Here is a 24117-nt window from a genome sequence, read left to right as displayed (position 1 = left end):
TTACTCAGCCGGCGTGGCGTCAGCGCCAGATTTCTTGCCATAATGGGCATCAAAATCGGCTTCGATGGTCTCCGGAATGGCCAGCGGCTTCTCGATCACGCCCAGCAGGGGCAGAATGACCAGGAAGTAGCCGAACCAATAAGCCGAAGCGACCAGGGAGATCGACGCAAAGGGTTCTTCCGCAGGCATCGCACCCAGCCACATCAGGGCGAAGAAGTCGATGACCAGCAAGAGGAACCACCATTTGAACTGCGGGCGGAAACGACCGGAGCGCACGCGGCTGGTGTCCAGCCAAGGCGCCAGCGCCATCACTGCAATCGCACCAAACATCGCCAGAACACCAAAGAACTTCGCATCCACGATACCACCGGTGACGAAGGACGCGATCTGCACAACCCAGACTTCAGAGGTGAAGGCCCGCAGGATCGCGTAGAACGGCAGGAAGTACCACTCCGGAACGATATGCGCAGGGGTCTGCAGCGGGTTGGCCTCGATGTAGTTGTCCGGATGCCCGAGGTAGTTCGGCATAAAGCCAACGATGGCCCAGAAGATCACCAGCACGACCGCCAGACCAAGGAAATCCTTGATCACGAAATAAGGCCAGAACGGCAGCGTGTCTTTATTAGCTTCTTCCTTGGAGCCACGACGCACCTCAACACCGGTCGGGTTGTTGTTGCCCGTGGTGTGGAACGCCCAGATGTGGACGATCACGAGACCGGCAATCACAAACGGCAGCAGGTAGTGCAGCGAGAAGAAGCGGTTCAGCGTGGCATTGTCCACGGCCGGACCACCCAGAAGCAGGGTCTGGATCGGCTCGCCGATAAACGGGATCGCGCCAAACAGGCCGGTGATCACGGTCGCGCCCCAGAAGGACATCTGACCCCAGGGCAGAACATAGCCCATGAATGCGGTGCCCATCATCATCAGATAGATCAGCATACCGATGATCCACGTGATCTCGCGCGGCGCCTTGTAGGAGCCGTAGTAGAGGCCACGGAAGATGTGGATATAGACCGCGATAAAGAACAGCGACGCGCCATTGGCGTGCAGGTAGCGGATCATAAAGCCGCCGTTCACGTTGCGCATGATGTGCTCAACGGAGGAAAACGCCAGATCCACATGCGGGGTGTAATGCATCACCAGAATGATACCGGTGACAATTTGCAGGGCCAGACAGAAGGCCAGGACGATGCCCCAAATCCACAACCAGTTCAGGTTCTTGGGCGTGGGGATCATGATGGTGTCGTAGATCAGGCCGACGATGGGCAGACGGCTGTGAAGCCACTTCTCGCCACCGGTTTTCGGCTCGTAATGATCGTGCGGAATGCCGGACATATGTGCCTCCCTTATCCCAGTTGGATGGTGGTTTCGTCGATGAACTCCGCGGCCGGAACCGGCAGGTTCTCGGGTGCGGGGCCTTTGCGGATACGACCGGCAGTGTCGTAGTGCGAACCATGGCAGGGGCAGAACCAGCCGTTGAAATCGCCTGCACCGTCACCCAGCGGCACGCAACCGAGGTGGGTACACACACCCATCATCACCAGCCATTCGCCAGCGTCATCCAGGGTGCGGTTTTCGTCGGATGCGTCCAGACCAGGTTTGTTCGCATTGCGGTCCTGCTGATCAGGCAGTTCCGCCAGATCGACAGCACGGGCTTCTTCGATTTCTTCCTCGGTACGGCGGCGAATGAACACCGGCTTGCCAAGGAACATAACCGAGAGCTGAGTCCCGACTTCAACGCCGCTCACATCCACGATGATCGAGGACAGAGCCTGAACGTCAGCCGAGGGGTTCATCTGGTTGACCAGGGGCCAAATTGCGGCACCCGCAGTCACTGCCCCGGCGCCGGCAGTGGCGTAGTAGAGGAAATCTCTCCGGGTTCCTTCGTTGTCTTCTGCGTGGGACACGAGGTTTTCTCCAATTCCAGCGCCCGTTTAGGGCAAACATGCGCATTCACTGCGCAAAGAACGCAGTGACTCATCGCGGGTATCTAGCGGGGAGAAGGGCTTTCGTCCAGCGGTCATAGGCGCGCAGATGGACGCATCCGCAAGTAATTATGCACAACTGTTGCAAACAGCCTTACATATTTGCGCAGGCACCCCCGAATTCAAGGGGCCACCTGCGCCAGATCTCAGCTTTCCGGCGGGCGTGTCGCCTGCATCGACGGGCGCGAATCGAATGCGGCAAACCACTCTGCCAGCGCCTCATTGCCGTTGCGCCACCCCATATCCGGGTGGCGGAAATCCACATAGGCCAGCGCACAGGCGACCGCGATCTGGCCAATCCGCAAGGGGCCTTGCAAATGTGACATCCAGCGGGTGTTCAGCGCAGCACAGCCCCCCAGCACCTTGCTGCTCTGCCCTTCGATCCACTCGGGCCACTGCTTGTCTGCGGGACGTAGACGCTTTTCATAGGACAGCAATACAGCCGCCTCCATAATACCATCCGCCGTCGCCTCCAGCACCCGCGTGTCCCAACCGCCAGCATAAAGCGCATTGCCAGCGCGGTCTGCCAGATAGGCGCAGATCACCCGGCTGTCATAAAGCGTAGCACCATCGGCCCGCTCCAGCGCCGGGATCTTCGCCAGCGGATTGGCCGCCCTCAGATCACTGGCCGGAGAGATCGGCGTCGTGGCAACCGGGCGCAGCTCCACATCTGCCAACTGATCGGTCTCGTGCAGCAGCACCATGACCTTGCGTACATAGGGAGAGGTCGGCGCGTGATAGAGTTTCATGTCGAATGTCCTTTTAATGATAATCTGGCCAGTCGCGTTCCACTCTAGCTGCGCAGGCCGGTAGGAAAACCCCCCTTTGCCGCGCGGCACCGGCGCTCTTTCTCTTGCCTTTGACCTGTCTTGCCGCCATGGTCGCGCTGTTCTCAGGGCGGGGTGAAATTCCCCACCGGCGGTAAGCGGGCCAGCCCCGTAAGCCCGCGAGCGGTCATTTTGAGTGACGTCACAGCTTGAACCGAAAACCGGTTCCCATTCTGCAGGCTGTGAACACGCTGGAAATGATGTCTAGCAGATCTGGTGCAACTCCAGAGCCGACGGTCATAGTCCGGATGGAAGAGAACGTGTGACAGGGCCACGGGGGACGTGTGCCCTCATCACTCGTGATCGCCTTGGGTGACGTGTCAAACCTATAGGAGATACCACAATGACACACACCCGATTTGCCTTCATCAAGGCGCACTGGCATTCCGATATCGTTGATCGCGCGCTGGAGGGCTTTCAGGAGCTGATCCCCGCCGAGCAGATCGACGTGTTTGATGTTCCCGGCGCCTTTGAAATGCCGCTTCTGGCCAAAGAACTGGCCAAGACCGGCAAATACGATGCCATCGCCTGCGCTGCCTTTGTGGTGGATGGCGGCATCTATCGCCACGATTTTGTGGCACAGGCTGTGGTGGATGGCCTGATGCAGGCAGGCATGGAGACTGGCGTGCCCGTCCTGTCCGTCTCGCTGACGCCACACCACTATCAGGAAACCGATCATCACAACGCCATCTACCGCGCTCATTTCGTCGACAAGGGACGCGAGGCGGCCAATGCGGCGCTGATGATTACCAAGACCCGCAAAGAGGCGTTTGGCGCCTGACCCTTCAGGCGAGAGGGCCTATCCCAGATAGGCCTTCAGCGCAGGCGGCGGATTGTCCAGCAACTCCGCCGTCGCCATTGGCGGGTGGGCTTCACCCTCCGCCACCAACACCACCTGACCGGCAATCCGGCGCGCATCCGCAGGATCATGGCTGACCATCAGCACCGTGGCCCCGGTCTCTGCCGCCAGTTCTGCCACCAGATCCAGCATTTCCGCCTTCAGCGCAGGTCCAAGTGCCGCGAAAGGCTCATCCAGCAGCAACAGATCGCGCCCCTGCACCAATACGCGTCCCAGCGCCACGCGGCTCTGCTGTCCCCCCGAAAGCGCGGCGGGTTTGCGATCTTCCATACCCGCCAATCCCACCCGCGCAATCGCTGCGCGCACCTTGTCCTGCTCCTCAGCACTCAGGCGCAGATTCGGGCGGATCCCAATACCCACGTTTTGCGCCACGCTCAGATGCGGAAACAGATTGCCGTCCTGAAACAGCATCGCGATCGGCCGCTCCCCCGGCAATACATCGGTCAGCGCGCGCCCCTGCCAGGACAGCGTTCCGGCCGTGATCGGAACAAACCCCGCGATGGCCTCGATCAGCGTGGTCTTGCCCGCACCAGAGGGGCCAATCACCGCCACCCGCTGACCCGCCGCAACCGACAGATCCGCGCGCACGATAAAGCCGCCGTTATCCAATCGGCAGTTCTCAAGTCTCAGCATGGCGACGACCTCCCCGGTCGAGAATGTAAAACGCTCCCATGGACAGGCACAAAAGCAAGAGCGCCCCACCCGAGGCTGCCTCCATCCGGTAAGCCCCCATCAGACGATAGACCTGCAAGGGCAAGGTTGCTGTTTCAGAATCGGCAAACAGCGCAATGACGCCGAGATCGCCCATCGACAGCGCGGCCGCCAACCCGGCGGCAAAGCCAATCTGCGGGCGCAGCCGGGGCAGCAGCACACGCCAGACAAACACCCACCCCCGCATGTCGAGTGACATCGCCAGACGGCCGTAACGCGCCAGGATCTCGCGCACGCGCGGCACCAGAATGCGCAGGGCAAAGGGCAGCGACATCAGCGCATTGACCATTGCCGTCACCGGCAAAGCCAGTGCAAAGGGATCCGCCACAGGATAGATCAGAATAAACAGGCCGGTGCCGATCACCAGTGGCGACACTGCCAGCCCCAACAGGCCCGACAGCTCCACCAGCCCACCCCGGCCCAGCGCCACGGCAACCGCCATCGGCAAAGCCATCGCCAGCAACACCAGCGTGCTGACCCCGGCAATCAGCGCCGAATACACCGCCGCCAACCAGACCGACGTTCCCATCGACACCAGTCCCGGCAGGCCAGCGATCACAATTGCGCTCAGCGGAAGCAACAAAAACACCGCAGCACCGATGATGCATATTGCGTCCGCGAGGCGTACAAAGCTCCCCCGCCCGTCCCAGCGCCGTACCGGGCGGTCCAGTCCCGCGCCAAAGCCTTCCCCCGTGGCCACCCGCAGGGCCACCAGCGCCGCGCCACCGGTCAACAACAGTTGAACCCCGGACAACATCGCCGCGCGGCCCAGATCAAAATCAAATCGAAACGCCTGATAGATTGCCAGTTCAATGGTGGTGGCCCGCGGCCCGCCCCCCAGCGTCAGCGCCACAGCAAAGCTTGACAGGCAGATCGCAAACACCACCGCCAGCGCGCCGGGCACCACCTGCCGCAGCATCGGCGCCTCCAGCAGCTGCCACATCGCTCGACTGTCTGCATTGATCTGCGCCGCCAGCCGAAACCTCTCTGCCGGGATCTCTTGCCAGCCCTGCAGGATCAGTCGCGTCGCCAGTGGCAGATTGAAAAACACATGCGCCAGCACAACTCCGTGCAACCCATAGATCTGCACCGGCTCAAACCCGAACAGGCCCAGAAAACCGCTCAGCCAGCCGGAGCGGCCAAATACCGCAAGAATGCCAAGGATTGCCACGATCACCGGCAGGATAAACGGTGCCCCCATGAGGGCGATCAGCAGGCGCCGTCCCGGGAATCGCCGCCGCGCCAGCGCCCGGGCAACCGGCACCGCCAGCACCACGCTGACAACAGCCGAGAGCACCGCCTGCATTACAGTGAACCGAATAGCAGCCCAATCAGCAAACCCAAGCCCGCGCCCAACCTCGGCGCGCCAGACCACTGCGGCCAGTGCCCCAAGGATCAGCGCCGCCACACAGGCAGCGACGCCCAGACCCCAACGGGATCTTAACGGCTGAGCGCGGTCAGCCATTCGTCCAGCGCCACATCGCGCAGCGCCGCAGCCTCATCTTCGCTCAGCAGCAGCGATTTTTCCGGTGCCACCAGAGTCTCAAACCCTTTGGGCAACCCATCAACCGGGGTCACTGCCGGATACATCCAGTTGGTGGTCGGGATGACCGACTGGAATGCGTCCGACACCATGAAGGCAAGGAACTGATCCGCAAGCTCCGGCTGGTCACTGTTCGCGAGCTTGCCGGCAACTTCGACCTGCATGTAGTGACCTTCGTCAAACACCGCTGCCGCCTTGCTGTCATCTTCCTCAGCAATCAGATGATAGGCGGGCGAGGTGGTATAGGACAGCACCATATCGGCCTCCCCCTCCAGGAACAGACCATAGGCTTCGGACCAACCTTTGGTCACGGTCAGCACATTGTCCGCCAGCCCGTCCCAGATCTCAGGCGCCTTGTCGCCATGGGCCGCTTTCACCCACATCAACAACCCCAGACCCGGCGTAGACGAGCGCGGATCCTGAATGACGATCTTCAGATCACTTTCGGCCAGCTCGGCAAAATTCGCAGGCGCGTCCATTCCCGCCTTGTGAACGAAGGCAAAATAGCCCCAGTCATAAGGGGCGAAAGTGGCGTCCTCCCAGGCGAAGGGCAGCGCATAATCGGCACTGACCGCATGATCCGCAAACAGACCTGTCGCCTTGGCCGCTGCGGTCAGATTGGTATCGAGCCCCAGCACCACATCAGCGTCAGAGCGTGCGCCCTCCAGCTTCACCCGCGCCAGCAGCGCCGCGCCGTCGCCTGCGCCGACCAGTTTCAGATCACAGCCACAGGTCGCCTCAAAGGCTTTCTCGACGGCCGGACCCGGTCCCCAGTCAGAGACGAAGCTGTCGTATGTATAGACAATCAATTCAGGCGTATCGGCATAGGCTGCCGTAGCGCCCAGCAGTCCCGCTGCAAGTACAAGATGTTTCATGGCATCCTCCATCGCGACGAGGGGCAAGGGAGGAGCCAGTCCATACCTTCCCTCCGCCGGTTCTAGCCGGTTCAGGTTCTACGGGTGTGATCTCAGCACCGAAGGCGCACCCCGAGGTGGCGCGGACCCTAAGCGGCAGGCCCGCGAAAGACAAGCGATAGCCGCCTTGCATATGCTCAAAGAACGACAGTAGGGCTGACCAATTGTTTCGCACGCGAAACATTGGGGGAGTCTGCCTGTCCTTTCTGCAAGGTAAACACGCCCCATCTTCTGGCCGGAAATATCCCGGGGGAGCCGCCCAAGGGGTGGCGGGGGCAGCGCCCCCAACGAGCTGAGCAACACAGGAAAGCCCTTGAGAGAGCCGCCTTCCCCCGCTAAGCAATCCCGCAAAGGAGACCGCGCCCATGTCGATCAACAGCTTTGGCCATTTGTTCCGCGTCACCACCTGGGGCGAAAGCCACGGACCCGCTCTGGGTGCGACGGTTGATGGCTGCCCGCCCAATGTCCCGGTCGATGCCGAGATGCTGCAGCAGTGGCTCGACAAACGCCGCCCCGGTCAGAACAAGAACATGACCCAGCGCAACGAACCTGACGCGGTCAAAATCCTCTCTGGTGTGTTCGAGGGCAAATCGACCGGCACACCGATTCAGTTGATGATCGAAAACACCGATCAGCGCTCCAAGGATTACGGCGATATCGCCCAGACCTTCCGCCCCGGCCATGCCGACATCACCTATTTCCAGAAATACGGCAACCGCGACTATCGTGGCGGCGGGCGTTCCTCCGCCCGCGAAACGGCGGCCCGCGTGGCCGCTGGCGGTGTTGCTCGGGAGGTGATCAAATCGCTGGTGCCAGGGCTGGAGATCAAAGGCTACATGACCCGGATGGGCGAGATGGAAATCGACCGCAGCCGCTTTGACTGGGACGCCATCGACCAGAATGATTTCTGGATCCCGGATGCCGGCGCCGTTCAGGACTGGGAAAATTACCTACAAGGGCTGCGCAAGGAACACGATTCAGTTGGCGCTGTGATTGAGGTTGTCGCCCGAGGCGTGCCCGCAGGCATCGGCGCACCGATCTATGGCAAGCTGGACACCGATCTGGCCGCAGCGATGATGTCGATCAACGCGGTGAAAGCCGTCGAGATCGGCGAAGGCATGAACGCCGCACTTCTGAAAGGCTCTGAAAACGCCGATGAGATTTTCCTCGGCGAGGATGGCCAGCCGGTCTATTCGTCGAACCATGCGGGCGGCATTCTGGGCGGGATTTCCACCGGGCAGGATGTCGTGGTGCGCTTTGCGGTCAAACCCACGTCATCAATCCTGACACCGCGCCAATCAATCCGCAAAGATGGCAGCGCCGCCGAAGTCATCACCAAGGGCCGCCATGACCCCTGTGTAGGCATCCGTGCAGTGCCGGTGGCAGAGGCAATGATGGCCTGCGTGATCCTGGATCACTTGTTGCTGCATCGCGGGCAAGTGGGCGAGAATCAGGGCCACATCGGCGGCTAATCCTGTCTCCGTTCACCGCCAAGGTCAGACGCGAGACGGCGGCGCCCCCCCCCCTGTAATCAGGTAAACAGCTGGGCGAATGTCTCGCGCAGCGCTTTTTTCTGCACCTTACCCATGGTGTTGCGCGGCAGCTCATCCATCAGTGCGATATGCTTGGGCCGTTTGAACTTTGCCAGATGTTCCGACAGCGCCGCTTGGATGGATGCAGCATCGGTGCCTTCCTCTGTCGGGACCACCACGGCCACAACGGCCTCGCCGAAATCGGGATGCGGCACGCCGATCACCGCACTTTCCAATACGCCGGGCAAATCGTCGATCAGCGTCTCGACCTCCTTCGGGTAGACGTTGAAGCCACCGGATATCACCAGATCCTTTTCCCGTCCCACGATGGTGACGTAGCCGTTGCTGTCGATCTTGGCGAGATCGCCGGTGATGAACCAGCCATCCGGGCGCAGTTCCTCGGCGGTTTTCTCCGGCATCTGCCAGTAACCCTGAAACACATTCGGGCCGCGCACTTCCAGCACGCCAATTTCGCCCAGCGGGATCTCCGCATTGTCCAGCGTCACCCGCGCCTCAACCCCTGGCAGCGGCGGGCCAACAGTGCCCGCAACCCGCGCTCCATCATAGGGGTTTGAGGTGCTCATATTGGTTTCGGTCATCCCGTAGCGCTCCAGAATACGGTGACCGGTACGGGCCTCCCATTGCTCATGTGTCTCCACCAAAAGCGGAGCGGACCCCGAGATGAACAGCCGCATATTGGCCGCCAGATCCGGGGTCAGCCGCGCGTCCGCCAAAAGCCGCGTGTAGAAGGTCGGAACCCCCATCAGCGCCGTTGCATTTGGCATCGCGGCAAGGATCGCCTCCGCATCAAATGTCGGCAACAGCACCACCTGTGCCCCCGCCAGAAGGGCCACATTGGTGGCAACGAACAGACCGTGCGTGTGAAAGATCGGCAGTGCATGGATTAGCACATCTTCGGCGGTGAACTGCCAGTAGTCGCGTAGGGTCAGTGAGTTGGAATAGAGGTTTTCATGGCTGAGCATCGCCCCTTTGGACCGGCCCGTGGTGCCCGAGGTATAAAGGATTGCCGCCAGATCCGATGGTTTCCGCTCAATCGGTTCGAACCCCGCGTGCCCAGCCGCCAGATCCGCAAGGCTGCCCTGCCCTTCCCCATCCAGCGTCAATACTGTGGCCTCGCCCGCCACGGCGCGCAAACTCTCACGCCGCACAGGGTCACAAACAAACACGCGCGGCGTGGCATCCCCGATGAAATAGGCAAGCTCAGCTTCGGTGTAGGCCGGATTGAGCGGCAGAAAGATTGCCCCGGCCATCACCGTACCCAGATAGAGCTGAATCGCGGCGAGGGATTTGTCCACCTGCGCAGCCACACGATCGCCCGGCGCAACTCCACGTGAAACAAGTGCGGCTGCCATACGTTCCGCACCCGCAAACAGTTCGCCATAGCCAACCGGATCCGCTCCGGGACGAGTGGCAAACAGGGCGTCCTCGCGATCTAGGGACGCAGCACGCAGGTGGCGGATCAGAGGATTGGCGTCATACATTGAAGGACTCCTTGCAGCGGGGCGACGGATGGTTGCAGCGTTGCGTGACCTTGGACAAAGCCGGGTGGGAAAATCAACCCGTTGCACTTTCCGACGCTTGGGCGCAGGGTCTGCGCATGGTGAAATCCTTAACATCGCATCAACCGGGCCGGGCCATCGCGCTGAAACTGGCGGCGATTGCCCTGTTCACAGGGCTGGCCGCGATCATCAAGGCAACATCCGATGTGGTCCCTGCCGGTGAGGCCGTGTTTTTCCGGTCGTTTTTTGCGATTCCGGTGATACTGGTCTGGCTGACCCTGCGCGGGGAGCTGCCCCGCGGACTAAAGACAACCCGTCCCGGTGGCCATTTCCTGCGCGGAATACTCGGGACGACGGCGATGGGCATGACCTTCATGGGGCTGGGGATGTTACCCCTGCCCGAGGTCACGGCGATTGGCTATGCGACTCCGATCTTCACACTCATTCTGGCGGCCCTATTGCTGGGCGAGCGGATCAGGCTGATCCGCATCAGTGCCGTGACCATTGGATTGATCGGGGTTCTGGTGATGCTCTGGCCCCGATTGGGCAGCGGCAACCTTGGCGATACAGCCACACTGGGGGCGATCCTGATCCTGATCGCAACCGTGGCGCGGGGGCTGGTGCAGATCCACATCCGCCGCATGGTGATGACAGAGCATACCGCAGCCATCGTGTTCTATTTCTCGCTCACCGCGTCGATTCTGTCGCTCTGCACGCTGCCTTTTGGCTGGGTCTGGCCTGACCCCGTCACGCTGGCGCTGCTGATCGGCGCCGGGCTGGTTGGCGGGGTGGCGCAGATTCTGGTCACCTCCTCTTATCGGTTTGCCCCCGCCTCCATGCTGGCGCCGTACGACTATTCCTCAATGCTGTTTGCAATCCTGCTGGGCTACATCTGGTTCAATGAACTGCCAACGTTGGTGATGCTGATCGGGGCCGGGCTGGTGATCGCGGGCAATGTGCTGGTGATCTGGCGCGAAAGCCGGTTGGGGCTGGAACGCGGCAAGGCGCGGTCTGTCACCGATCCGAAAGGGTAAACCACGGCCTGCGCCGTGCTCTACTTGGCCGCCATTCGTGCCCGCAGCGCATTGACCCTGTCGCGCAGGTCCAGAATATCCTGAAGATCGCCGCCCATCTCCTCAACCGCGCAGGCGGTGATCTCGCCCGCCCGCACCGCAAGGTCCCGGCCTTTTGCGCTCAGCTGCACCAATCGGCTGCGGTCATCTTCAGGGTTGGGGACCCGTGACAGGAAACCCGCAACCTCCATCCGTTTCAGCAAGGGCGTCAGCGTATTGGTCTCCAGATCCAGCCGCTGGCCCAACGCCCCGACTGTCTGCCCGTCAGCATGATAGAGCGAGATCAACACCAGATATTGCGGGTAGGTCAGCCCTAAAGGCGCCAGCAAAGGACGATAAAGCCGGGTCAACGCGTGATTTGCCGAATAGATCGCAAAACACAGCAGATCCGGCGTATCCGGGATGTCAGGAAGAGGCGCATCTGTCATGGAGGTAATTTAAATCGCGCACGATCCATCTGCAAGGACTTGACGTTGGCACAAGGAGGCCCACTTATATCGCACACGATATAAACAACTCCGACAGTGACACAGGAAAGGATCCCGCCATGAGCGTCTCCCCCGTCTATACCGCATCAGCCACTGCAACCGGTGGCCGCGATGGCAAGGCCAGCATTCACGACAGCGACCTCAGCTTTGATCTGGATCCACCCAAGGAGATGGGTGGTGGCGGCAACGGCAGCAACCCCGAGCAGCTGTTCGCAGCAGGCTATGCGGCCTGCTACATCGGCGCGATGAAATTCGCGACCACGCAGGACGACAGCCTGGCCAAGGTCCCGAATGATGTGTCGGTCCACGCTGAGGTTGGCATTGGCCCGCGTGACGAGGGCGGTTTTGGTCTGACCGTAGCACTGAAGGTGGCGCTGCCCGGCCTCTCCCCCGAGGAGGCAAAGGCCGTGACCGAGGCGGGCCACAAGATCTGCCCCTATTCCAACGCCGTGCGCGGCAATGTGACCGTCACAACTGAACTGGTCTGATACCTGTTCTGATTCGCGCCCGGCCCTTGCACGCAGGGACCGGGCTCATACGGAAAAAGCGCGGAGGTTACTCCCCGCTTTTGCATTTTAACTGGATCTGAAACGGCTGGATGATCAGCTGCGCACCAGCTCTTCATAAGCCTTGGCGATATCTTGGGTCAGTTCCCCCACTTCAAAGCTATGCGGGCCGATCTGGCCAACGGGAGTAACCTCTGCTGCGGTGCCGGTCAGCCAACACTGTTCGAACCCATCCAACTCTTCCGGCATGATGTGGCGTTCATGCACGGTGATGCCGCGATCCTTCAGCATGCCGATCACGGTCTGGCGGGTGATACCATTCAGGAAACAGTCGGGTTTCGGCGTGTGGACCTCACCATCCTTCACGAAGAAGATATTGGCGCCAGTCGCCTCGGCCACGTAGCCGCGATAGTCCATGAACAGCGCATCCGAGCAGCCCTTGGCCTCGGCTTTGTGCTTCGAGATGGTGCAGATCATGTAGAGGCCCGCGGCCTTGGCGTGCACCGGGATCGTTTCCGGGCTTGGGCGTTTCCACTCTGCGATGTCCAGCTTGGCGCCCTGCATCTTGGCATCGCCGTAATAGGCGCCCCAGCCCCAGACCGCGATGGCCATGCGCACCGGGTTTTTCGCCGACGCGACACCCATATCCTCGCCCGAGCCACGCCATACAACCGCCCGCACATAGGCATCCTGCAGACCGGAGGCTTTCAGGGTTTCCTCCTTCGCCGCTTCGATCTGATCGACGGTGTAGTGCATCGGCATATCCAGCGCTTCTGCCGAGGCGATCAACCGCTCGGAATGTTCGCGGCTTTTGAAGATTTTGCCGTTATAGGCCCGCTCTCCCTCGAAGACGGAGGAGGCGTAATGCATCGCATGGCTGAGGATGTGGACCTTGGCATCGCGCCAGTTGACCATCTCACCATCCATCCAGATCAAACCGTCCCGATCATCATAACCTGCCATGGCGCACCTCCTAATGTCTCGCCAAATTTCCATAAGTTGCGCCGTATATGACCGGTTCGGACATAATATTGCGCTAAACCTGCGATTCGATACATCTTCGGACTTGGAATGTCAACAACGCTGACTTAAAATGACCTCAGCACAACAGGGAGAGACCCATGGCAGAAGGGCGACCGGGGCAGGGATTTGGCGGCGAAAGCCTGCTGTTTCTGACGGATGAGCAGTTGCGGCAGGGCATCGAAGCGATGTTCTTTGCCTATCGCGGGTTTACCGCAGACCCGGATCGGATCCTGGCGGAGATGGCCTATGGCCGGGCGCACCATCGGGCCATTCACTTCATCAATCGGGCACCAGGAACGACGGTGAACAATTTGCTGTCCATTCTCGGGGTGACCAAACAGTCGTTGAACCGAGTGCTCCGGGCGCTGATCGGCGACGGCCTGGTCGAGAGCCGGGTTGGGGTCACCGATAAACGGGAACGGCATCTGTTCCTGACCGATAAGGGGCGCGCATTGGAGGCCACCCTGTCGGATGCCCAGCGTGCCCGGATGCGCACCGCGTATAAGGATGCCGGACCAGAGGCGGTTCAGGGTTTCAAACGGGTGCTGGAGGCGATGATGGATTCCGATATGCGCCGTGCTTATGCCAAGCTGCGGGAGAGTGGCACATGACCCAGTTCGATTCCCACCTTCTGATTGTCGATGATGATGAACGCATCCGTGGCCTGTTGAAGAAATTCCTGATGCGGGCCGGGTTTCTGGTCACCGCCGCGCGCGATGCGGCCCATGCCCGGCGGGTTCTGTCGGGGCTGGATTTCGATCTGATCGTGCTGGATGTGATGATGCCGGGCGAGGATGGGATCTCTCTCACCCGGTCGCTGCGCGAAACCATCGCCACACCGATTCTGCTTTTGACGGCGAAGGGCGAGACCGAAGACCGCATCGAAGGGCTGGAAGCCGGCGCGGATGACTATCTGTCCAAACCGTTCGAACCCAAGGAGCTGCTGTTACGGATCAATGCGATCCTGCGACGGATGCCAGAGCCAGCCGCCAGCGAAGCCGCCCCCAAGGTGCTGCATCTGGGATCAATCCGCTATGATATTGAGCGCGGCGAGATGTGGCAGGGCGAGGAGCTGATCCGCCTGACCGGCACGGAAAACCAGCTGATGAAGATCTTCTCCGCCTGTCCGGGCGAGCCGGTCAGCCGCACCAAGCTGGTGGAAGATCTGGGCCGCGACCGGGGGCAGGCGCAGGAACGTGCCGTGGATGTTCAGATCACCCGGCTGCGGCGCAAGATCGAGCCCAACCCAAAACAGCCGCAATATCTGCAGACGGTGCGCGGTGCAGGATATATGCTGGCGCCGGATTAGGCCCAGAGTTCCGGAGCCGCTGCGCGGCGATTTCATGCCTCCGGCGGGGATATTTCCGGCCAGAAGAAAAGGACGCGCCATGGCGACCGCTTTGTTAACCCACGCAGATTGCCTGCTGCATGTGACGCCCGAGGGCCATCCCGAGCGGGTGGGCCGTTTGGAGCATGTTCTGCATGCGCTTGAGGGGCTGAGGCTGACCCGTGTCACCGCGCCGATGGCGGCAGAGGATGATATCCTGCGCATTCACCCGGCCAGCTATCTCGCGGATCTGCGCAAGGCGCTACCGAAGGAGGGGTTTGGCCGGATTGATGGGGATACCTTCCTGTCGCCAGGCTCGCTGGATGCGGCGTTTCGCGCAGCAGGGGCAGCAGTGCGCGCGGTGGATATGGTACTGGGCGGTGAGGCACAGAACGCATTTGCTGCGGTACGCCCGCCCGGCCATCACGCGGAAACCGACACCGCCATGGGGTTCTGTTTTTTCGGCAATGCAGCACTGGCAGCGAAACACGCGCTGGATCACCACGGGTTGGCCCGTGTGGCCGTGGTGGATTTCGATGTGCATCACGGCAACGGCACACAGGATTTGTTGTGGGATGAGCCGCGTGCGCTGTTCATTTCCAGCCAGCAGATGCCGCTTTGGCCCGGATCGGGCCGCCCGGAGGAAGATGGCGTCCACGGCCAGATCCTGAACCTGCCCCTGCCGCCCGGATCGGGTGGCGTGCAGATGAAAGCAGCCTATGTTGATCAGGCTTTTCCGCGGCTGCGGGCCTTTAAGCCGGAGCTGATCATTGTTTCGGCTGGATTTGACGCCCATCAGGACGATCCGCTTGCCGAACTCAATTGGAGCACCGAGGATTTTCGCTGGCTCAGCCGCGAACTCTGCGCGCTGGCGGCGGAGCTTTGCGGCGGTCGTATCGTCTCGACTTTGGAAGGGGGATATGATCTGAACGCGCTGGCCGCAGCGGCCAAAGCCCATGTGGAAGAATTGATAGAGGCAGGCACATGACCGACACATCCACCCCTGAAACTCCCGTTGAAGAGCTGAGCTTTGAGCAGGCCATGCGCGCGCTTGAAACCGTGGTGGACCAGCTGGAACGTGGCGATGTGGCACTGGATGCGTCCATCGCGCTATATGACCGCGGCGCCAAGCTGAAGAAACGTTGCGAGGATGAGCTGAAGCGGGCCGAGGAAAAAGTCGCGGCGATCACGCTGGATGCCAAGGGCACGCCGACCGGCACCCAGCCTCTGGATGCTGGCTGATCCATGGTTACCGCCGCAGATACCACCGTGCAACCTGCTCCTGTGCGCCCCTTTGCGCAGGCGCTCAAGGACGCCCAGACCCGTATCACGACGCATATGGATGCGCGGCTCGGCGGGGATGACGCGCTGCACGCCGCAATGCGCTATGCCGTCACCGGCGGCAAGATGCTGCGCGGGTTTCTGGTTCTGGAGAGCGCCCGCCTGCATGGCGTTGCCGAGGCGGCGGCGCTAGAGGCGGCGCTGGCGATCGAATGTATTCACGCCTACTCGCTGGTGCATGATGATCTGCCCTGCATGGATGATGACGATCTGCGGCGGGGCCAGCCCACGGTTCACAGGAAATGGGATGAGTCGATGGCCGTGCTGGCGGGCGACAGTCTGCAGACCTTTGCGTTTGAACTGCTCGCCGACCCCAGGATTGGCCCCCATGGGCTGACGCTGATCCGTGGTCTGGCGCAGGCTTCGGGCAAGGACGGCATGGTATCCGGACAGATGCTGGATATCGCCGCAGAAACCGCCACCAGACCGCTGGATCTGGAACAAATCACCCACCTGCAGAACCGCAAAACTGGCTGTCTTATTTCCTGGTCCGCCACCGCAGGCGCGGTCATGGCTGGCGCGGATGAGGCCCCGCTGCGACGCTATGCCGATGCGCTTGGCCTTGCCTTTCAGATCGCAGATGACATCTTGGATGTGGAAGGCGATGCCGCAAAGGTTGGCAAAGCCGTCCGCAAGGACGCCGATGCGGGCAAGGCCACCTTTGTGTCGCTGTTGGGGCTGGACGCCGCGAAAAAGCGCGCCAAAACCCTGATGGAACAGGCTTGTGATGCGCTGACACCCTATGGCGATGCCGCCGAAACCTTGAAGGACACCGCGCGCTTCGTTATCTCGCGCGATAGCTGAGCCGCACAATGCGTGCACCGCCAAAGCAACACGCCCAAGGAGCTGCCATGTCAGACCGGCCCCAGACCCCTCTTCTGGATCAGATCACCCGCCCGGCAGATCTGAAATCCTTGAGTGACGCGCAGCTGACGCAGGTGGCGCAAGAGCTGCGGCAGGAAACGATTTCCGCCGTCTCGGTCACTGGTGGCCATCTGGGTGCAGGTCTGGGTGTTGTCGAACTGACCACGGCGCTGCATGCGGTGTTTGACACCCCGCGCGACAAGATCATCTGGGATGTGTCCCATCAGTGCTATCCACACAAGATCCTGACCGGTCGACGCGACCGCATTCGCACATTGCGGATGAAGGACGGGCTGAGCGGCTTCACCAAACGCTCGGAATCGCCCTTTGACCCGTTTGGCGCGGCGCATAGTTCCACTTCGATCAGTGCCGCGCTTGGCTTTGCCGTGGCGCGGGATCTGGGTGGTGTGGTGCCCGAGGGGCTGGGCGACGCCATTGCGGTGATCGGCGATGGATCGATGTCGGCCGGCATGGCGTTTGAGGCGATGAACAACGCAGGCCATCTGGGCAAGCGGTTGATTGTCATCCTGAACGATAATGAAATGTCGATTGCACCGCCGGTTGGGGCGCTGTCATCCTATCTGTCCCGCCTTTATGCTGAGGAACCCTTTCAGGAGTTGAAAGCCGTGGCCAAGGGCGCCGCATCCCTGCTGCCTGAACCCTTCCGCGAAGGTGCCAAGCGCGCCAAAGATATGCTGAAGGGCATGGCCGTCGGCGGTACCTTGTTTGAAAGCTTGGGCTTTTCTTACCTTGGGCCGATTGATGGCCACGATATGGACCAGCTGCTGCCGGTTCTGCGCACAGTGAAGGCCCGCGCCACCGGTCCGATCCTGATCCATGTGCTGACGAAGAAGGGCAAGGGTTATGCCCCGGCGGAACGCGCCCGCGACAAGGGCCACGCCACTGCCAAATTCGACATGGTGACCGGCGAGCAGAAGAAAGCGCCCTCCAACGCGCCCTCCTATACCTCGGTCTTTGGCAAGGAGCTGGTGCGGCTGGCGGTTGAGGATGACAAGATCTGCGCCGTCACGGCGGCGATGCCCGATGGCACCGGTCTGAGCCTGATGGCTGAGCGCTACCCTTCGCGCTGTTTTGACGTGGGCATTGCCGAGCAGCATGGCGTGACCTTTGCCGCCGCGTTGGCCGCTGGTGGGATGAAACCGTTCTGTGCGATGTATTCCACCTTCCTGCAGCGCGGCTATGATCAGGTGGTGCATGACGTGGCGATCCAGCGCCTGCCAGTCCGCTTTGCCATCGACCGGGCCGGTCTGGTCGGCGCGGATGGGGCGACCCATGCGGGCAGCTTTGACATTGCCTATATGGCCAACCTGCCGGGCATGGTGGTGATGGCCGCTGCGGATGAGTCTGAACTGGCGCATATGGTGGCCACTGCCGCCGCCTATGACGACGGCCCCATTGCCTTCCGCTATCCGCGCGGTGAAGGCGAAGGCGTCGATATGCCGGAGGTTCCGGAAGTGCTTGAGATCGGCAAGGGCCGGATGATCCAGAACGGTAAACGTGTGGCCCTGCTGTCATTTGGCACTCGCCTGGGTGAGGTGCGAAAGGCGGCTGAGGCGCTGACGGCGAAGGGGATCACACCCACGATCGCAGATGCCCGCTTTGCCAAACCGCTGGACCGTGACATGATCCTAAATCTCGCCGCAAGCCATGATGCGCTGATCACCATCGAAGAAGGCGCAGTGGGCGGTTTCGGCTCCCATGTGGCGCAGCTTCTGGCAGAAGAGGGCGTCTTTGACAGCGGATTGAAATTCCGCTCCATGGTGTTGCCCGACACCTTCATCGATCAGGCCAGCCCGGCGGATATGTACACCGTCGCCGCCATGAATGCGCCGCAGATCGAAGCCAAGGTTCTGGAGGTTCTGGGCGTGGCGACGATTGGGGAAAAGCGGGCCTGACTATTCGATAAACCCGTCCGTATGAGCTTTTAGCTCCCGTTTGACACCATGCCCCATGTGAGCAAGTAGAACTCGTACACCTTCACGGCGCGCAAACTTGAATGCAAGGATAAAGTCACTGTCGCCAGTGACAACCACAATCGTTCGAACAAGCTGGCGTAAAGATAACCTCGCGATATCGAGGCCAATTCTTAAATCCACACCCTTTTGCTCAATGTCGAAAACGAAGTCGTCCTTAGTCAGGGGACGTTCAGGTAGTGTCTCATCGTTCAACACCCAGTGTCCGAGCTTGAAACCTCTTGGAGACAATTCACCAGCTCGGAGCGAAATTTCAGGCTGCAACTCTAGACGTTGAAGGAATGATTTGTTCTTTGAGAATACAGGAGTATCAACGAGATTGATCACTTCTTTTGATATTGGATTAGTCACTTTCCCAGTGGCTGGGTAGGCATCGTAATAATAGGTTCTCAGAAGCTCATAATCAGCCAGAAGGGGCGAAAACCGAATTCTCTCGATTTCTGCAACCACATCCTTCACATCAGGACGTTTGTTACCCAACTTCTTGTACAGTTTTCGAGTGAAGAACCCACCATCGACCAAAATTGCGTAACGATGATCCATAAAAAAAGTCGACTCCGTACATTCGCGGTATAGCTGCCTATACACTTTGATAAACGGCGAATGATACGGAGTCTATTTTTGTATGCAGCCACCTCCCGGTGCCTGTGACTAACAATATATAGAATGTCCTAAGAATTGGTAGAGTCATTTTTGCAACAACAGCTACAAGCTGAAACTTAGACCCCTGTCGTTTCCTGCGGCGGGACGAAGGTCTCGAGGTCCTCGGCAGCGCGGACCGCGCGCAGGCCTTCGCGGTAGGTGGGGTAGAGCAATTCCACCCCCAAATCCTCCTTGATGCGCTGGTTCGCGACGCGTTTGTTTTCACCATAAAAGCTGCGCGCCATGGGGGTCATTCCGGCCTCATCGAAGGGGACTTCGGCAGGGATCGGCAGGCCCAACAGCTCGGCGGCAAAGCCCAGCACATCCTGTGGCGGGGCCGGGTCATCATCACAAAGGTTGTAGATCGCGCCGGGGGCGGGCTGCGCAATCGAGGCGGCTAGCGCTTGCGCAATGTCATCCACATGGATCCGCGAGAACACCTGACCGGGTTTCACGATACGGCGTGCCTTTCCGGCCATCAGCTTGGCAAAGGGACCGCGACCGGGGCCGTAGATCCCAGCGAGGCGAAAGATATGAAGCGGCAAGTCGGGAATAGCCTGCCAATCAGCCTCTGCCGCAGCGCGCCAGCGACCGCGCTGGCTGGAGGGGGTGACGGCTGTGCCCTCATCCACCCAGGCGCCATCATGATCACCGTAGACAGCCGTGGTGGAAAGGTAGCCGACCCACTCCAAAGTGTCGCCACGGGCGGCGGCTGCCAGAGCATCCGCCAGTTCCGCCAGCACCGGGTCTCCTGCCTCGGTCGGTCCCACCGACGACAGGATATGCGTCACCCCATCAAGCGACAGAGGTGCACCGGGCCAGGTGATCAGGTCGACACCCGGCACCGGCACAGCATCCTCGGCTGACCGGGTGGTGCCAATGACCCGCCAACCGGCCTGAAGCAACCGGGGAACCAATGCGCGGGCGGTGTAGCCAAATCCAAGACAAAGCAGCGTTTTCATCATGGCTCATAGATGCGCGTGGCTCTCTGCGGGTGCAAGGGTTGATTCAGAGACCAAAACCGCATTTCCTGTATCCATGGCGCAAAAACCGATCACCCTGACCACCGCCTACGGGCTGGAGACGCCGGACCATTCCCGGCAGCTCTATGCCGACTGGGCCGAAAGTTACGACCAGAGCTTTGCGGAGGAGACCGGCTATATCCTGCCGGATCAGGTTGCCGGGCTGTTTGCCGCAGCGGAGGGGTGTGGCCCGGTGCTGGATGTCGGGGCGGGTACCGGTCTGTGTGGCGTGGCGCTGAACCGGCGCGGGATCGCACCGATTGATGCCACGGATATCAGTCCGGAGATGCTGGCACAGGCGCTGCGCAAGGATGTCTACCGCGATGTGATCGAGGCGGATCTGACAGTGGGCGTGCCGGTGCCGCGTGCCGCCTATGCCGGGGTGGTTTCCTCTGGCACCTTCACCCATGGTCATGTGGGCCCTGAGGTATTGCCGGGTCTGCTGCGCCTCGCACGGCCCGGCGCGGTGTTTGCGCTGGCTGTGAATGCGCGGTTCTCGGCCCGGTCCGGCTTTGCCTCAGCACTGGAGCGGTTGCAGGACGGTGGCTGGATCCGCAACCTGACCCTGCCCGAGGTGGCCATCTACGGTACGAAGGCGACGGGTCCCCATAGCGCAGACACGGCATTGATTGCGGTGTTTTCAAAGGTCTAGCGACAGCGCGTCAAGCCCTCTGATCCGGCCATTCGGGCTGATCTGTGGCGCCGACCGCTGCGCCGTTTGGCGCAGCGCCACGCCCAACGGCGACGGGAGACCATCTGGTCACCCGGAGCGGGCGGGAGTGCCGACCGTCCAAGTCCCCGCCAGTCATCTTCGAATTGGAACCGGAAACCGGACGACGCCTCCCCTTAACGGCCCTTCCACACCGGGTCGCGTTTCTCAGCAAAGGCCCGCGCGCCTTCCATCTGATCCTCGCTGTCATACAGCACATCGACACTGCGCAGCTGGCGTTTGGTGATCCGGTTCATCGCGTCTTGAAACTTGCTATCCTCAGCGTCACGGACGATCTCTTTGATCGCCGCGTAGACCAATGGCGGGCCGGAGGCGAGCAGGCGCGCCAGTTCCCAGACACGGTCCAACAGCTGATCCGCTGTGACAATTTCATTCACCAGGCCCCAACGATGGGCCTCTTCAGCATCAAACCAGCGCCCCGTCAGCAACAGTTCCATGGCGATATGATAGGGGATGCGTTTGGGCAATTTGATCGAGGCGGCATCCGCCACCGTGCCGGAGCGGATCTCCGGCAGCGCAAAAGTGGCGTGATCGGCAGCCACGATCATATCCGCCGACAGCGCCAGCTCCAACCCGCCACCGCAGGCGATGCCGTTCACGGCGGCGATCACCGGCTTGTTCATATCGCGCAGCTCCTGCAACCCGCCGAACCCGCCGACACCGTAGTTACCGTCGACCGCGTCTCCGTCGGCAGCCGCTTTCAGATCCCAACCCGGGCAGAAGAATTTCTCACCGCCGCCGGTCAGAATCGCGACACGCAGCTCAGGGTCATCGCGAAAATCCAGAAACACCTCCCCCATGGCAACGCTGGTTTTCAGATCAATGGCGTTGGCCTTTGGTCGATCCAGTGTGATTTCCAGAATGGGACCATCGCGGCGCGTTCGAATAGGGGTATTAGTCATGGGTCAGTTCCTTCTCTCGCAGCAGCGCGTCCACCGCTATGGCGTCGCTGGGCGTACAAATCAGCGGGTTAATTTCAATTTCTTCAACTGTATCCGAATGGGCAAGCACATAGCGTTCCACCGCCCGCACCGCCCGCAGAACGGCTGGACGATCCGCTGCCGGGGCACCGCGATAGCCATCAAGCAACCGGGTGATCCGCAGCTGATCCAGCGCCGCCTCCAGCATTGTGTCGCTGACGGGCAGCAATAGCGAGACGCTGTCCTCCAGCAGCTCGGTCCACACACCACCGGCACCCAGTGTCAGCACAAACCCATGCGCCGGATCACGCGTCACCCCAATCAACAGCTCCGCAACCGTCCCGCTGATCATTTCCTCCAGCAGCAGCTGGTCGCTTGGCATCACCCGCGCGGCATCGGCGACGGCCTCCTGCGATCCAAGGGCAAGCCGCACCGCGCCAGCTTCGCTTTTGTGGGCAAGGCCTTCGGCTTTCAACACGAGGGGGAAGCCAACTTGGGATGTTACCTCAGCCAGTGTTTCATCCAGCGTTTTGCGGGACAGGCGACAGCTACGTGGAATTCGCAGACCGGTTGCGGCAAGGCGTTGTTTGGCGATGCCTTCCGGCACAAGTGCTATGTCAGAGCCCACCCCATCAAGGTCCGGCCGGGGCAGGAGCGCGGGCAAATCCGATGGCCTCTCAATCTGGCTGGCGGCCACCGTGGCGCTCATTGCCTCCCGCAGACCGCAGAGCGGCACCACGCCTGCTGCAAGCAAACGGTCCGCGATCTCCTCAGGCATGAGTTCAGGCAGCGTCGCAACCATGGCCAAAGGGGCGCCTGTGCGCATCCGCGTGGCCATGGCCGCCTCAATTGCGCACTCCCAATCTGCGGCACTGCACCGATCCTTGCGTGGGAAATCCACAATCAGCATCAATAGATCCAGATCGGGATGCACCATCGCACTGAACGCCTGTGTCATCGCAGGTACATCGCGCCAGATATAGGTGTGGTAGTCCAGCGGATTGGCCAGCGCCACCATGGGTCCAAGTGCTGCGCGCAGCGCCTGATGCTGCCCGTCGGACAGCGGCGGAAAGGTGACGCCCTGCGCCTGTCCCAGATCCGCAGCGAGACTGGCCTCCCCACCGGAACAACTGATCGTGGCAACCTGACACCCGCGTCGGGGACCAAGCACATGCAGGATTTTCAGCGTTTCCAAAAACACTGACAAATCATCGACCCGCGCGATGCCACAGCGCCGCAGGAAGGCAGCCGCCCCCGCCTCCTGCCCCGCCAGCGATGCAGTATGCGACAGAGTCGCGGCCTGTGCCTGATCCGAGCGCCCCACCTTCAGCGCCACAATCGGCTTGCCACGGACGGCCGCCTCCTCCGCCAGCGCCTCAAAGGCACGCAGATCACGGATCCCTTCAATATGAAGGCCAATGGCAGTGACGCGAGGATCATCCAACAGGCCCCGCGCGATCTCCGCCATATCGCTTTGCGCCTGATTTCCGACGGTGATCATATAGGCTATCGGCAGCCCACGCGCCTGCATGGTCAGATTGATGGCGATATTGGAACTCTGGGTGAGAATGGCGACACCCTGCGCGACCTGTGTGCCACCGTGCTGATCCGGCCAGAGCAGGGCGCCGTCCAGATAGTTGATGAACCCATAGCAATTGGGGCCAAGGATCGGCATCTCTCCCGCCGCTTGCAAAAGATGGTTCTGCAGGTCGGCCCCATCACCGGCCTCCCTCTGGGCCTCGCGAAAACCGGAGGCAAAACAGACCGCCCCCCCAGCCCCCCGGCGAGAGAGCGCCGCGACCTCTTCGACGGTGGCATGTCTGTTGACGCCGATAAAGCTGGCATCGGGCGCGGCGGGCAAATCATCCACCGATGCAAACGCCGTCAAGCCGCAGACCTCCGCAGCCTTCGGATGCACCGGCCAGATCTGACCGGAAAACCCGATCTTCTGCAATTGTTCGATCACCTGACGACACCAGGCACCGCCACCGATCACCGCGATGGAAGAGGGCCGAAACAAAGTGCTGAAGTCACGTATCATTGCCACGGCTCCCGCCTGAACAGAGACCTGATGCCTTCGGCGAGGATATTTGGAGCCAGAAGATGGGTAGGGTTTCATTAACCAGAATCGACGAGCCTCGACCAGCGGTACAGGCGGGAACGCCGATGACCGCGCCAGGAGATGGCCCCCGGTTGCGGCAACGCCCTTCCGGGGGCTTGACCCTTTCCGCATCTTCTGGCTCCAAATATCCTCGCCGAAGGCGAAATCTGACCCGCCTGCCCGACGCGTCCGGGT

General features: G+C 61.1%; 24 protein-coding genes and 2 riboswitches. Of the genes, 11 read left to right on the top strand and 13 right to left on the bottom strand.

Annotated elements, in window-relative coordinates; genetic code table 11:
• The 3 genes from petB to J4721_RS09735 all read right to left on the bottom strand — a co-directional run bounded on the left by petB (window position 1) and on the right by J4721_RS09735 (window position 2734).
• Window positions 1-1335, bottom strand: coding sequence for a cytochrome b (gene petB, locus J4721_RS09745; RefSeq protein ID WP_211002548.1), 1335 nt, complete (start codon window positions 1333-1335; stop codon window positions 1-3).
• An 11-nt stretch (window positions 1336-1346) separates the two neighbouring features.
• Window positions 1347-1907, bottom strand: a complete 561-nt coding sequence (petA, locus tag J4721_RS09740) for a ubiquinol-cytochrome c reductase iron-sulfur subunit (protein WP_014876285.1) — start codon at window positions 1905-1907, stop codon at window positions 1347-1349.
• A 224-nt stretch (window positions 1908-2131) separates the two neighbouring features.
• The gene (locus J4721_RS09735; RefSeq protein ID WP_211002549.1) at window positions 2132-2734 is read right to left on the bottom strand and encodes a glutathione S-transferase; all 603 of its coding nucleotides are present in this window, start codon (window positions 2732-2734) and stop codon (window positions 2132-2134) included.
• A 135-nt stretch (window positions 2735-2869) separates the two neighbouring features.
• Window positions 2870-3076, top strand: a riboswitch (FMN riboswitch).
• Window positions 3077-3155: 79 nt separating this feature from the next.
• On the opposite strand from J4721_RS09735, the gene J4721_RS09730 reads away from it, so the two are divergent.
• The gene (locus J4721_RS09730) at window positions 3156-3593 is read left to right on the top strand and encodes a 6,7-dimethyl-8-ribityllumazine synthase (RefSeq protein WP_014881452.1); all 438 of its coding nucleotides are present in this window, start codon (window positions 3156-3158) and stop codon (window positions 3591-3593) included.
• Window positions 3594-3611: 18 nt separating this feature from the next.
• Here the strand turns inward: J4721_RS09730 and J4721_RS09725 are convergent, their stop codons facing one another.
• From J4721_RS09725 to thiB, 3 genes are read right to left on the bottom strand one after another with little or no spacing between them, the layout of a single operon-like run.
• A complete protein-coding gene (locus tag J4721_RS09725; protein ID WP_211002550.1) occupies window positions 3612-4304 on the bottom strand; it encodes an ATP-binding cassette domain-containing protein in 693 nt (230 codons plus the stop codon).
• On the bottom strand, window positions 4291-5847 hold the full coding sequence (locus J4721_RS09720) for a thiamine/thiamine pyrophosphate ABC transporter permease ThiP (protein ID WP_211002551.1): 1557 nt from the start codon (window positions 5845-5847) through the stop codon (window positions 4291-4293). The genes J4721_RS09725 and J4721_RS09720 overlap by 14 nt, the downstream gene beginning before the upstream one ends.
• Window positions 5823-6800: a thiamine ABC transporter substrate binding subunit gene (gene thiB, locus J4721_RS09715; RefSeq protein ID WP_102875829.1), complete on the bottom strand. Its 978-nt coding sequence runs from the start codon at window positions 6798-6800 to the stop codon at window positions 5823-5825. The genes J4721_RS09720 and thiB overlap by 25 nt, the downstream gene beginning before the upstream one ends.
• Before the next feature lie 31 nt (window positions 6801-6831).
• Window positions 6832-6924: riboswitch (TPP riboswitch) on the bottom strand.
• Between the two features lie 280 nt (window positions 6925-7204).
• Here thiB and aroC point away from each other — a divergent pair.
• Window positions 7205-8311, top strand: coding sequence for a chorismate synthase (aroC, locus tag J4721_RS09710; RefSeq protein WP_102884199.1), 1107 nt, complete (start codon window positions 7205-7207; stop codon window positions 8309-8311).
• Window positions 8312-8370: 59 nt separating this feature from the next.
• Here the strand turns inward: aroC and J4721_RS09705 are convergent, their stop codons facing one another.
• Entirely contained in the window at window positions 8371-9873 is a 1503-nt protein-coding gene (locus J4721_RS09705) for a malonyl-CoA synthase (RefSeq protein ID WP_211002552.1), read from the bottom strand.
• Window positions 9874-9989: 116 nt separating this feature from the next.
• Here J4721_RS09705 and J4721_RS09700 point away from each other — a divergent pair, with 116 nt between their 5' ends.
• Complete coding sequence (locus tag J4721_RS09700; RefSeq protein ID WP_102884381.1) at window positions 9990-10925, top strand: DMT family transporter; 936 nt, start codon at window positions 9990-9992, stop codon at window positions 10923-10925.
• Window positions 10926-10945: 20 nt separating this feature from the next.
• On the opposite strand, the gene J4721_RS09695 is transcribed toward J4721_RS09700, so the two are convergent.
• Complete coding sequence (locus J4721_RS09695) at window positions 10946-11392, bottom strand: MarR family winged helix-turn-helix transcriptional regulator (RefSeq protein ID WP_102859479.1); 447 nt, start codon at window positions 11390-11392, stop codon at window positions 10946-10948.
• 119 nt (window positions 11393-11511) lie between these two features.
• Between J4721_RS09695 and J4721_RS09690 the strand changes: the two genes are divergently transcribed.
• Window positions 11512-11940 carry an organic hydroperoxide resistance protein gene (locus tag J4721_RS09690; RefSeq protein WP_014876295.1) on the top strand — a complete coding sequence of 143 codons (429 nt, stop codon included), beginning with the start codon at window positions 11512-11514 and terminating at the stop codon, window positions 11938-11940.
• Between the two features lie 114 nt (window positions 11941-12054).
• Here J4721_RS09690 and J4721_RS09685 read toward each other — a convergent pair whose 3' ends face one another.
• Window positions 12055-12921, bottom strand: a complete 867-nt coding sequence (locus J4721_RS09685) for a branched-chain amino acid aminotransferase (RefSeq protein WP_211002553.1) — start codon at window positions 12919-12921, stop codon at window positions 12055-12057.
• Window positions 12922-13079: 158 nt separating this feature from the next.
• Between J4721_RS09685 and J4721_RS09680 the strand changes: the two genes are divergently transcribed.
• From J4721_RS09680 to dxs, 6 genes are all read left to right on the top strand, one after another.
• On the top strand, window positions 13080-13592 hold the full coding sequence (locus tag J4721_RS09680) for a MarR family winged helix-turn-helix transcriptional regulator (protein WP_014876297.1): 513 nt from the start codon (window positions 13080-13082) through the stop codon (window positions 13590-13592).
• The gene (locus tag J4721_RS09675) at window positions 13589-14290 is read left to right on the top strand and encodes a response regulator (RefSeq protein ID WP_211002554.1); all 702 of its coding nucleotides are present in this window, start codon (window positions 13589-13591) and stop codon (window positions 14288-14290) included. Before J4721_RS09680 ends, J4721_RS09675 begins: the two co-directional genes overlap by 4 nt.
• A 79-nt stretch (window positions 14291-14369) precedes the next feature.
• Window positions 14370-15296, top strand: coding sequence for a histone deacetylase family protein (locus J4721_RS09670; RefSeq protein ID WP_211002555.1), 927 nt, complete (start codon window positions 14370-14372; stop codon window positions 15294-15296).
• Complete coding sequence (locus J4721_RS09665) at window positions 15293-15550, top strand: exodeoxyribonuclease VII small subunit (RefSeq protein ID WP_014876300.1); 258 nt, start codon at window positions 15293-15295, stop codon at window positions 15548-15550. The genes J4721_RS09670 and J4721_RS09665 overlap by 4 nt, the downstream gene beginning before the upstream one ends.
• A 3-nt stretch (window positions 15551-15553) precedes the next feature.
• Window positions 15554-16453 (top strand): polyprenyl synthetase family protein, encoded by a 900-nt coding sequence (locus J4721_RS09660; protein ID WP_102855652.1) that lies wholly within the window; start codon window positions 15554-15556, stop codon window positions 16451-16453.
• A 47-nt stretch (window positions 16454-16500) separates the two neighbouring features.
• Window positions 16501-18429 carry a 1-deoxy-D-xylulose-5-phosphate synthase gene (dxs, locus tag J4721_RS09655; RefSeq protein ID WP_211002556.1) on the top strand — a complete coding sequence of 643 codons (1929 nt, stop codon included), beginning with the start codon at window positions 16501-16503 and terminating at the stop codon, window positions 18427-18429.
• Here the strand turns inward: dxs and J4721_RS09650 are convergent, their stop codons facing one another.
• Both J4721_RS09650 and J4721_RS09645 read right to left on the bottom strand, forming a co-directional pair.
• Entirely contained in the window at window positions 18430-19050 is a 621-nt protein-coding gene (locus J4721_RS09650) for an NYN domain-containing protein (RefSeq protein ID WP_211002557.1), read from the bottom strand.
• A gap of 176 nt (window positions 19051-19226) precedes the next feature.
• A complete protein-coding gene (locus tag J4721_RS09645) occupies window positions 19227-20114 on the bottom strand; it encodes an SDR family oxidoreductase (protein ID WP_211002558.1) in 888 nt (295 codons plus the stop codon).
• 73 nt (window positions 20115-20187) lie between these two features.
• Between J4721_RS09645 and J4721_RS09640 the strand changes: the two genes are divergently transcribed.
• Entirely contained in the window at window positions 20188-20823 is a 636-nt protein-coding gene (locus tag J4721_RS09640) for a class I SAM-dependent methyltransferase (protein ID WP_076618033.1), read from the top strand.
• A gap of 194 nt (window positions 20824-21017) precedes the next feature.
• Here J4721_RS09640 and J4721_RS09635 read toward each other — a convergent pair whose 3' ends face one another.
• Entirely contained in the window at window positions 21018-21803 is a 786-nt protein-coding gene (locus J4721_RS09635) for a carnitinyl-CoA dehydratase (protein WP_211002559.1), read from the bottom strand.
• Complete coding sequence (locus J4721_RS09630; protein ID WP_211002560.1) at window positions 21796-23862, bottom strand: acetate--CoA ligase family protein; 2067 nt, start codon at window positions 23860-23862, stop codon at window positions 21796-21798. Before J4721_RS09630 ends, J4721_RS09635 begins: the two co-directional genes overlap by 8 nt.
• Window positions 23863-24117 lie beyond the last annotated feature (255 nt).

The sequence above is a fragment of the Phaeobacter sp. HS011 genome (genome assembly GCF_018101215.1).
Lineage (GTDB): Bacteria > Pseudomonadota > Alphaproteobacteria > Rhodobacterales > Rhodobacteraceae > Phaeobacter > Phaeobacter inhibens.
This window is presented reverse-complemented; position numbering and strand designations above follow the sequence as displayed.

Coding starts and splice junctions, on each gene's coding strand:
- petB (WP_211002548.1), bottom strand. CDS start 1,335: ATGTCCGGCATTCCGCACGATCATTACGAGCCGAAAACCGGTGGCGAG.
- J4721_RS09735 (WP_211002549.1), bottom strand. CDS start 2,734: ATGAAACTCTATCACGCGCCGACCTCTCCCTATGTACGCAAGGTCATG.
- J4721_RS09730 (WP_014881452.1), top strand. CDS start 3,156: ATGACACACACCCGATTTGCCTTCATCAAGGCGCACTGGCATTCCGAT.
- J4721_RS09725 (WP_211002550.1), bottom strand. CDS start 4,304: ATGCTGAGACTTGAGAACTGCCGATTGGATAACGGCGGCTTTATCGTG.
- J4721_RS09720 (WP_211002551.1), bottom strand. CDS start 5,847: ATGGCTGACCGCGCTCAGCCGTTAAGATCCCGTTGGGGTCTGGGCGTC.
- thiB (WP_102875829.1), bottom strand. CDS start 6,800: ATGAAACATCTTGTACTTGCAGCGGGACTGCTGGGCGCTACGGCAGCC.
- aroC (WP_102884199.1), top strand. CDS start 7,205: ATGTCGATCAACAGCTTTGGCCATTTGTTCCGCGTCACCACCTGGGGC.
- J4721_RS09705 (WP_211002552.1), bottom strand. CDS start 9,873: ATGTATGACGCCAATCCTCTGATCCGCCACCTGCGTGCTGCGTCCCTA.
- J4721_RS09700 (WP_102884381.1), top strand. CDS start 9,990: ATGGTGAAATCCTTAACATCGCATCAACCGGGCCGGGCCATCGCGCTG.
- J4721_RS09695 (WP_102859479.1), bottom strand. CDS start 11,392: ATGACAGATGCGCCTCTTCCTGACATCCCGGATACGCCGGATCTGCTG.
- J4721_RS09690 (WP_014876295.1), top strand. CDS start 11,512: ATGAGCGTCTCCCCCGTCTATACCGCATCAGCCACTGCAACCGGTGGC.
- J4721_RS09685 (WP_211002553.1), bottom strand. CDS start 12,921: ATGGCAGGTTATGATGATCGGGACGGTTTGATCTGGATGGATGGTGAG.
- J4721_RS09680 (WP_014876297.1), top strand. CDS start 13,080: ATGGCAGAAGGGCGACCGGGGCAGGGATTTGGCGGCGAAAGCCTGCTG.
- J4721_RS09675 (WP_211002554.1), top strand. CDS start 13,589: ATGACCCAGTTCGATTCCCACCTTCTGATTGTCGATGATGATGAACGC.
- J4721_RS09670 (WP_211002555.1), top strand. CDS start 14,370: ATGGCGACCGCTTTGTTAACCCACGCAGATTGCCTGCTGCATGTGACG.
- J4721_RS09665 (WP_014876300.1), top strand. CDS start 15,293: ATGACCGACACATCCACCCCTGAAACTCCCGTTGAAGAGCTGAGCTTT.
- J4721_RS09660 (WP_102855652.1), top strand. CDS start 15,554: ATGGTTACCGCCGCAGATACCACCGTGCAACCTGCTCCTGTGCGCCCC.
- dxs (WP_211002556.1), top strand. CDS start 16,501: ATGTCAGACCGGCCCCAGACCCCTCTTCTGGATCAGATCACCCGCCCG.
- J4721_RS09650 (WP_211002557.1), bottom strand. CDS start 19,050: ATGGATCATCGTTACGCAATTTTGGTCGATGGTGGGTTCTTCACTCGA.
- J4721_RS09645 (WP_211002558.1), bottom strand. CDS start 20,114: ATGATGAAAACGCTGCTTTGTCTTGGATTTGGCTACACCGCCCGCGCA.
- J4721_RS09640 (WP_076618033.1), top strand. CDS start 20,188: ATGGCGCAAAAACCGATCACCCTGACCACCGCCTACGGGCTGGAGACG.
- J4721_RS09635 (WP_211002559.1), bottom strand. CDS start 21,803: ATGACTAATACCCCTATTCGAACGCGCCGCGATGGTCCCATTCTGGAA.
- J4721_RS09630 (WP_211002560.1), bottom strand. CDS start 23,862: ATGATACGTGACTTCAGCACTTTGTTTCGGCCCTCTTCCATCGCGGTG.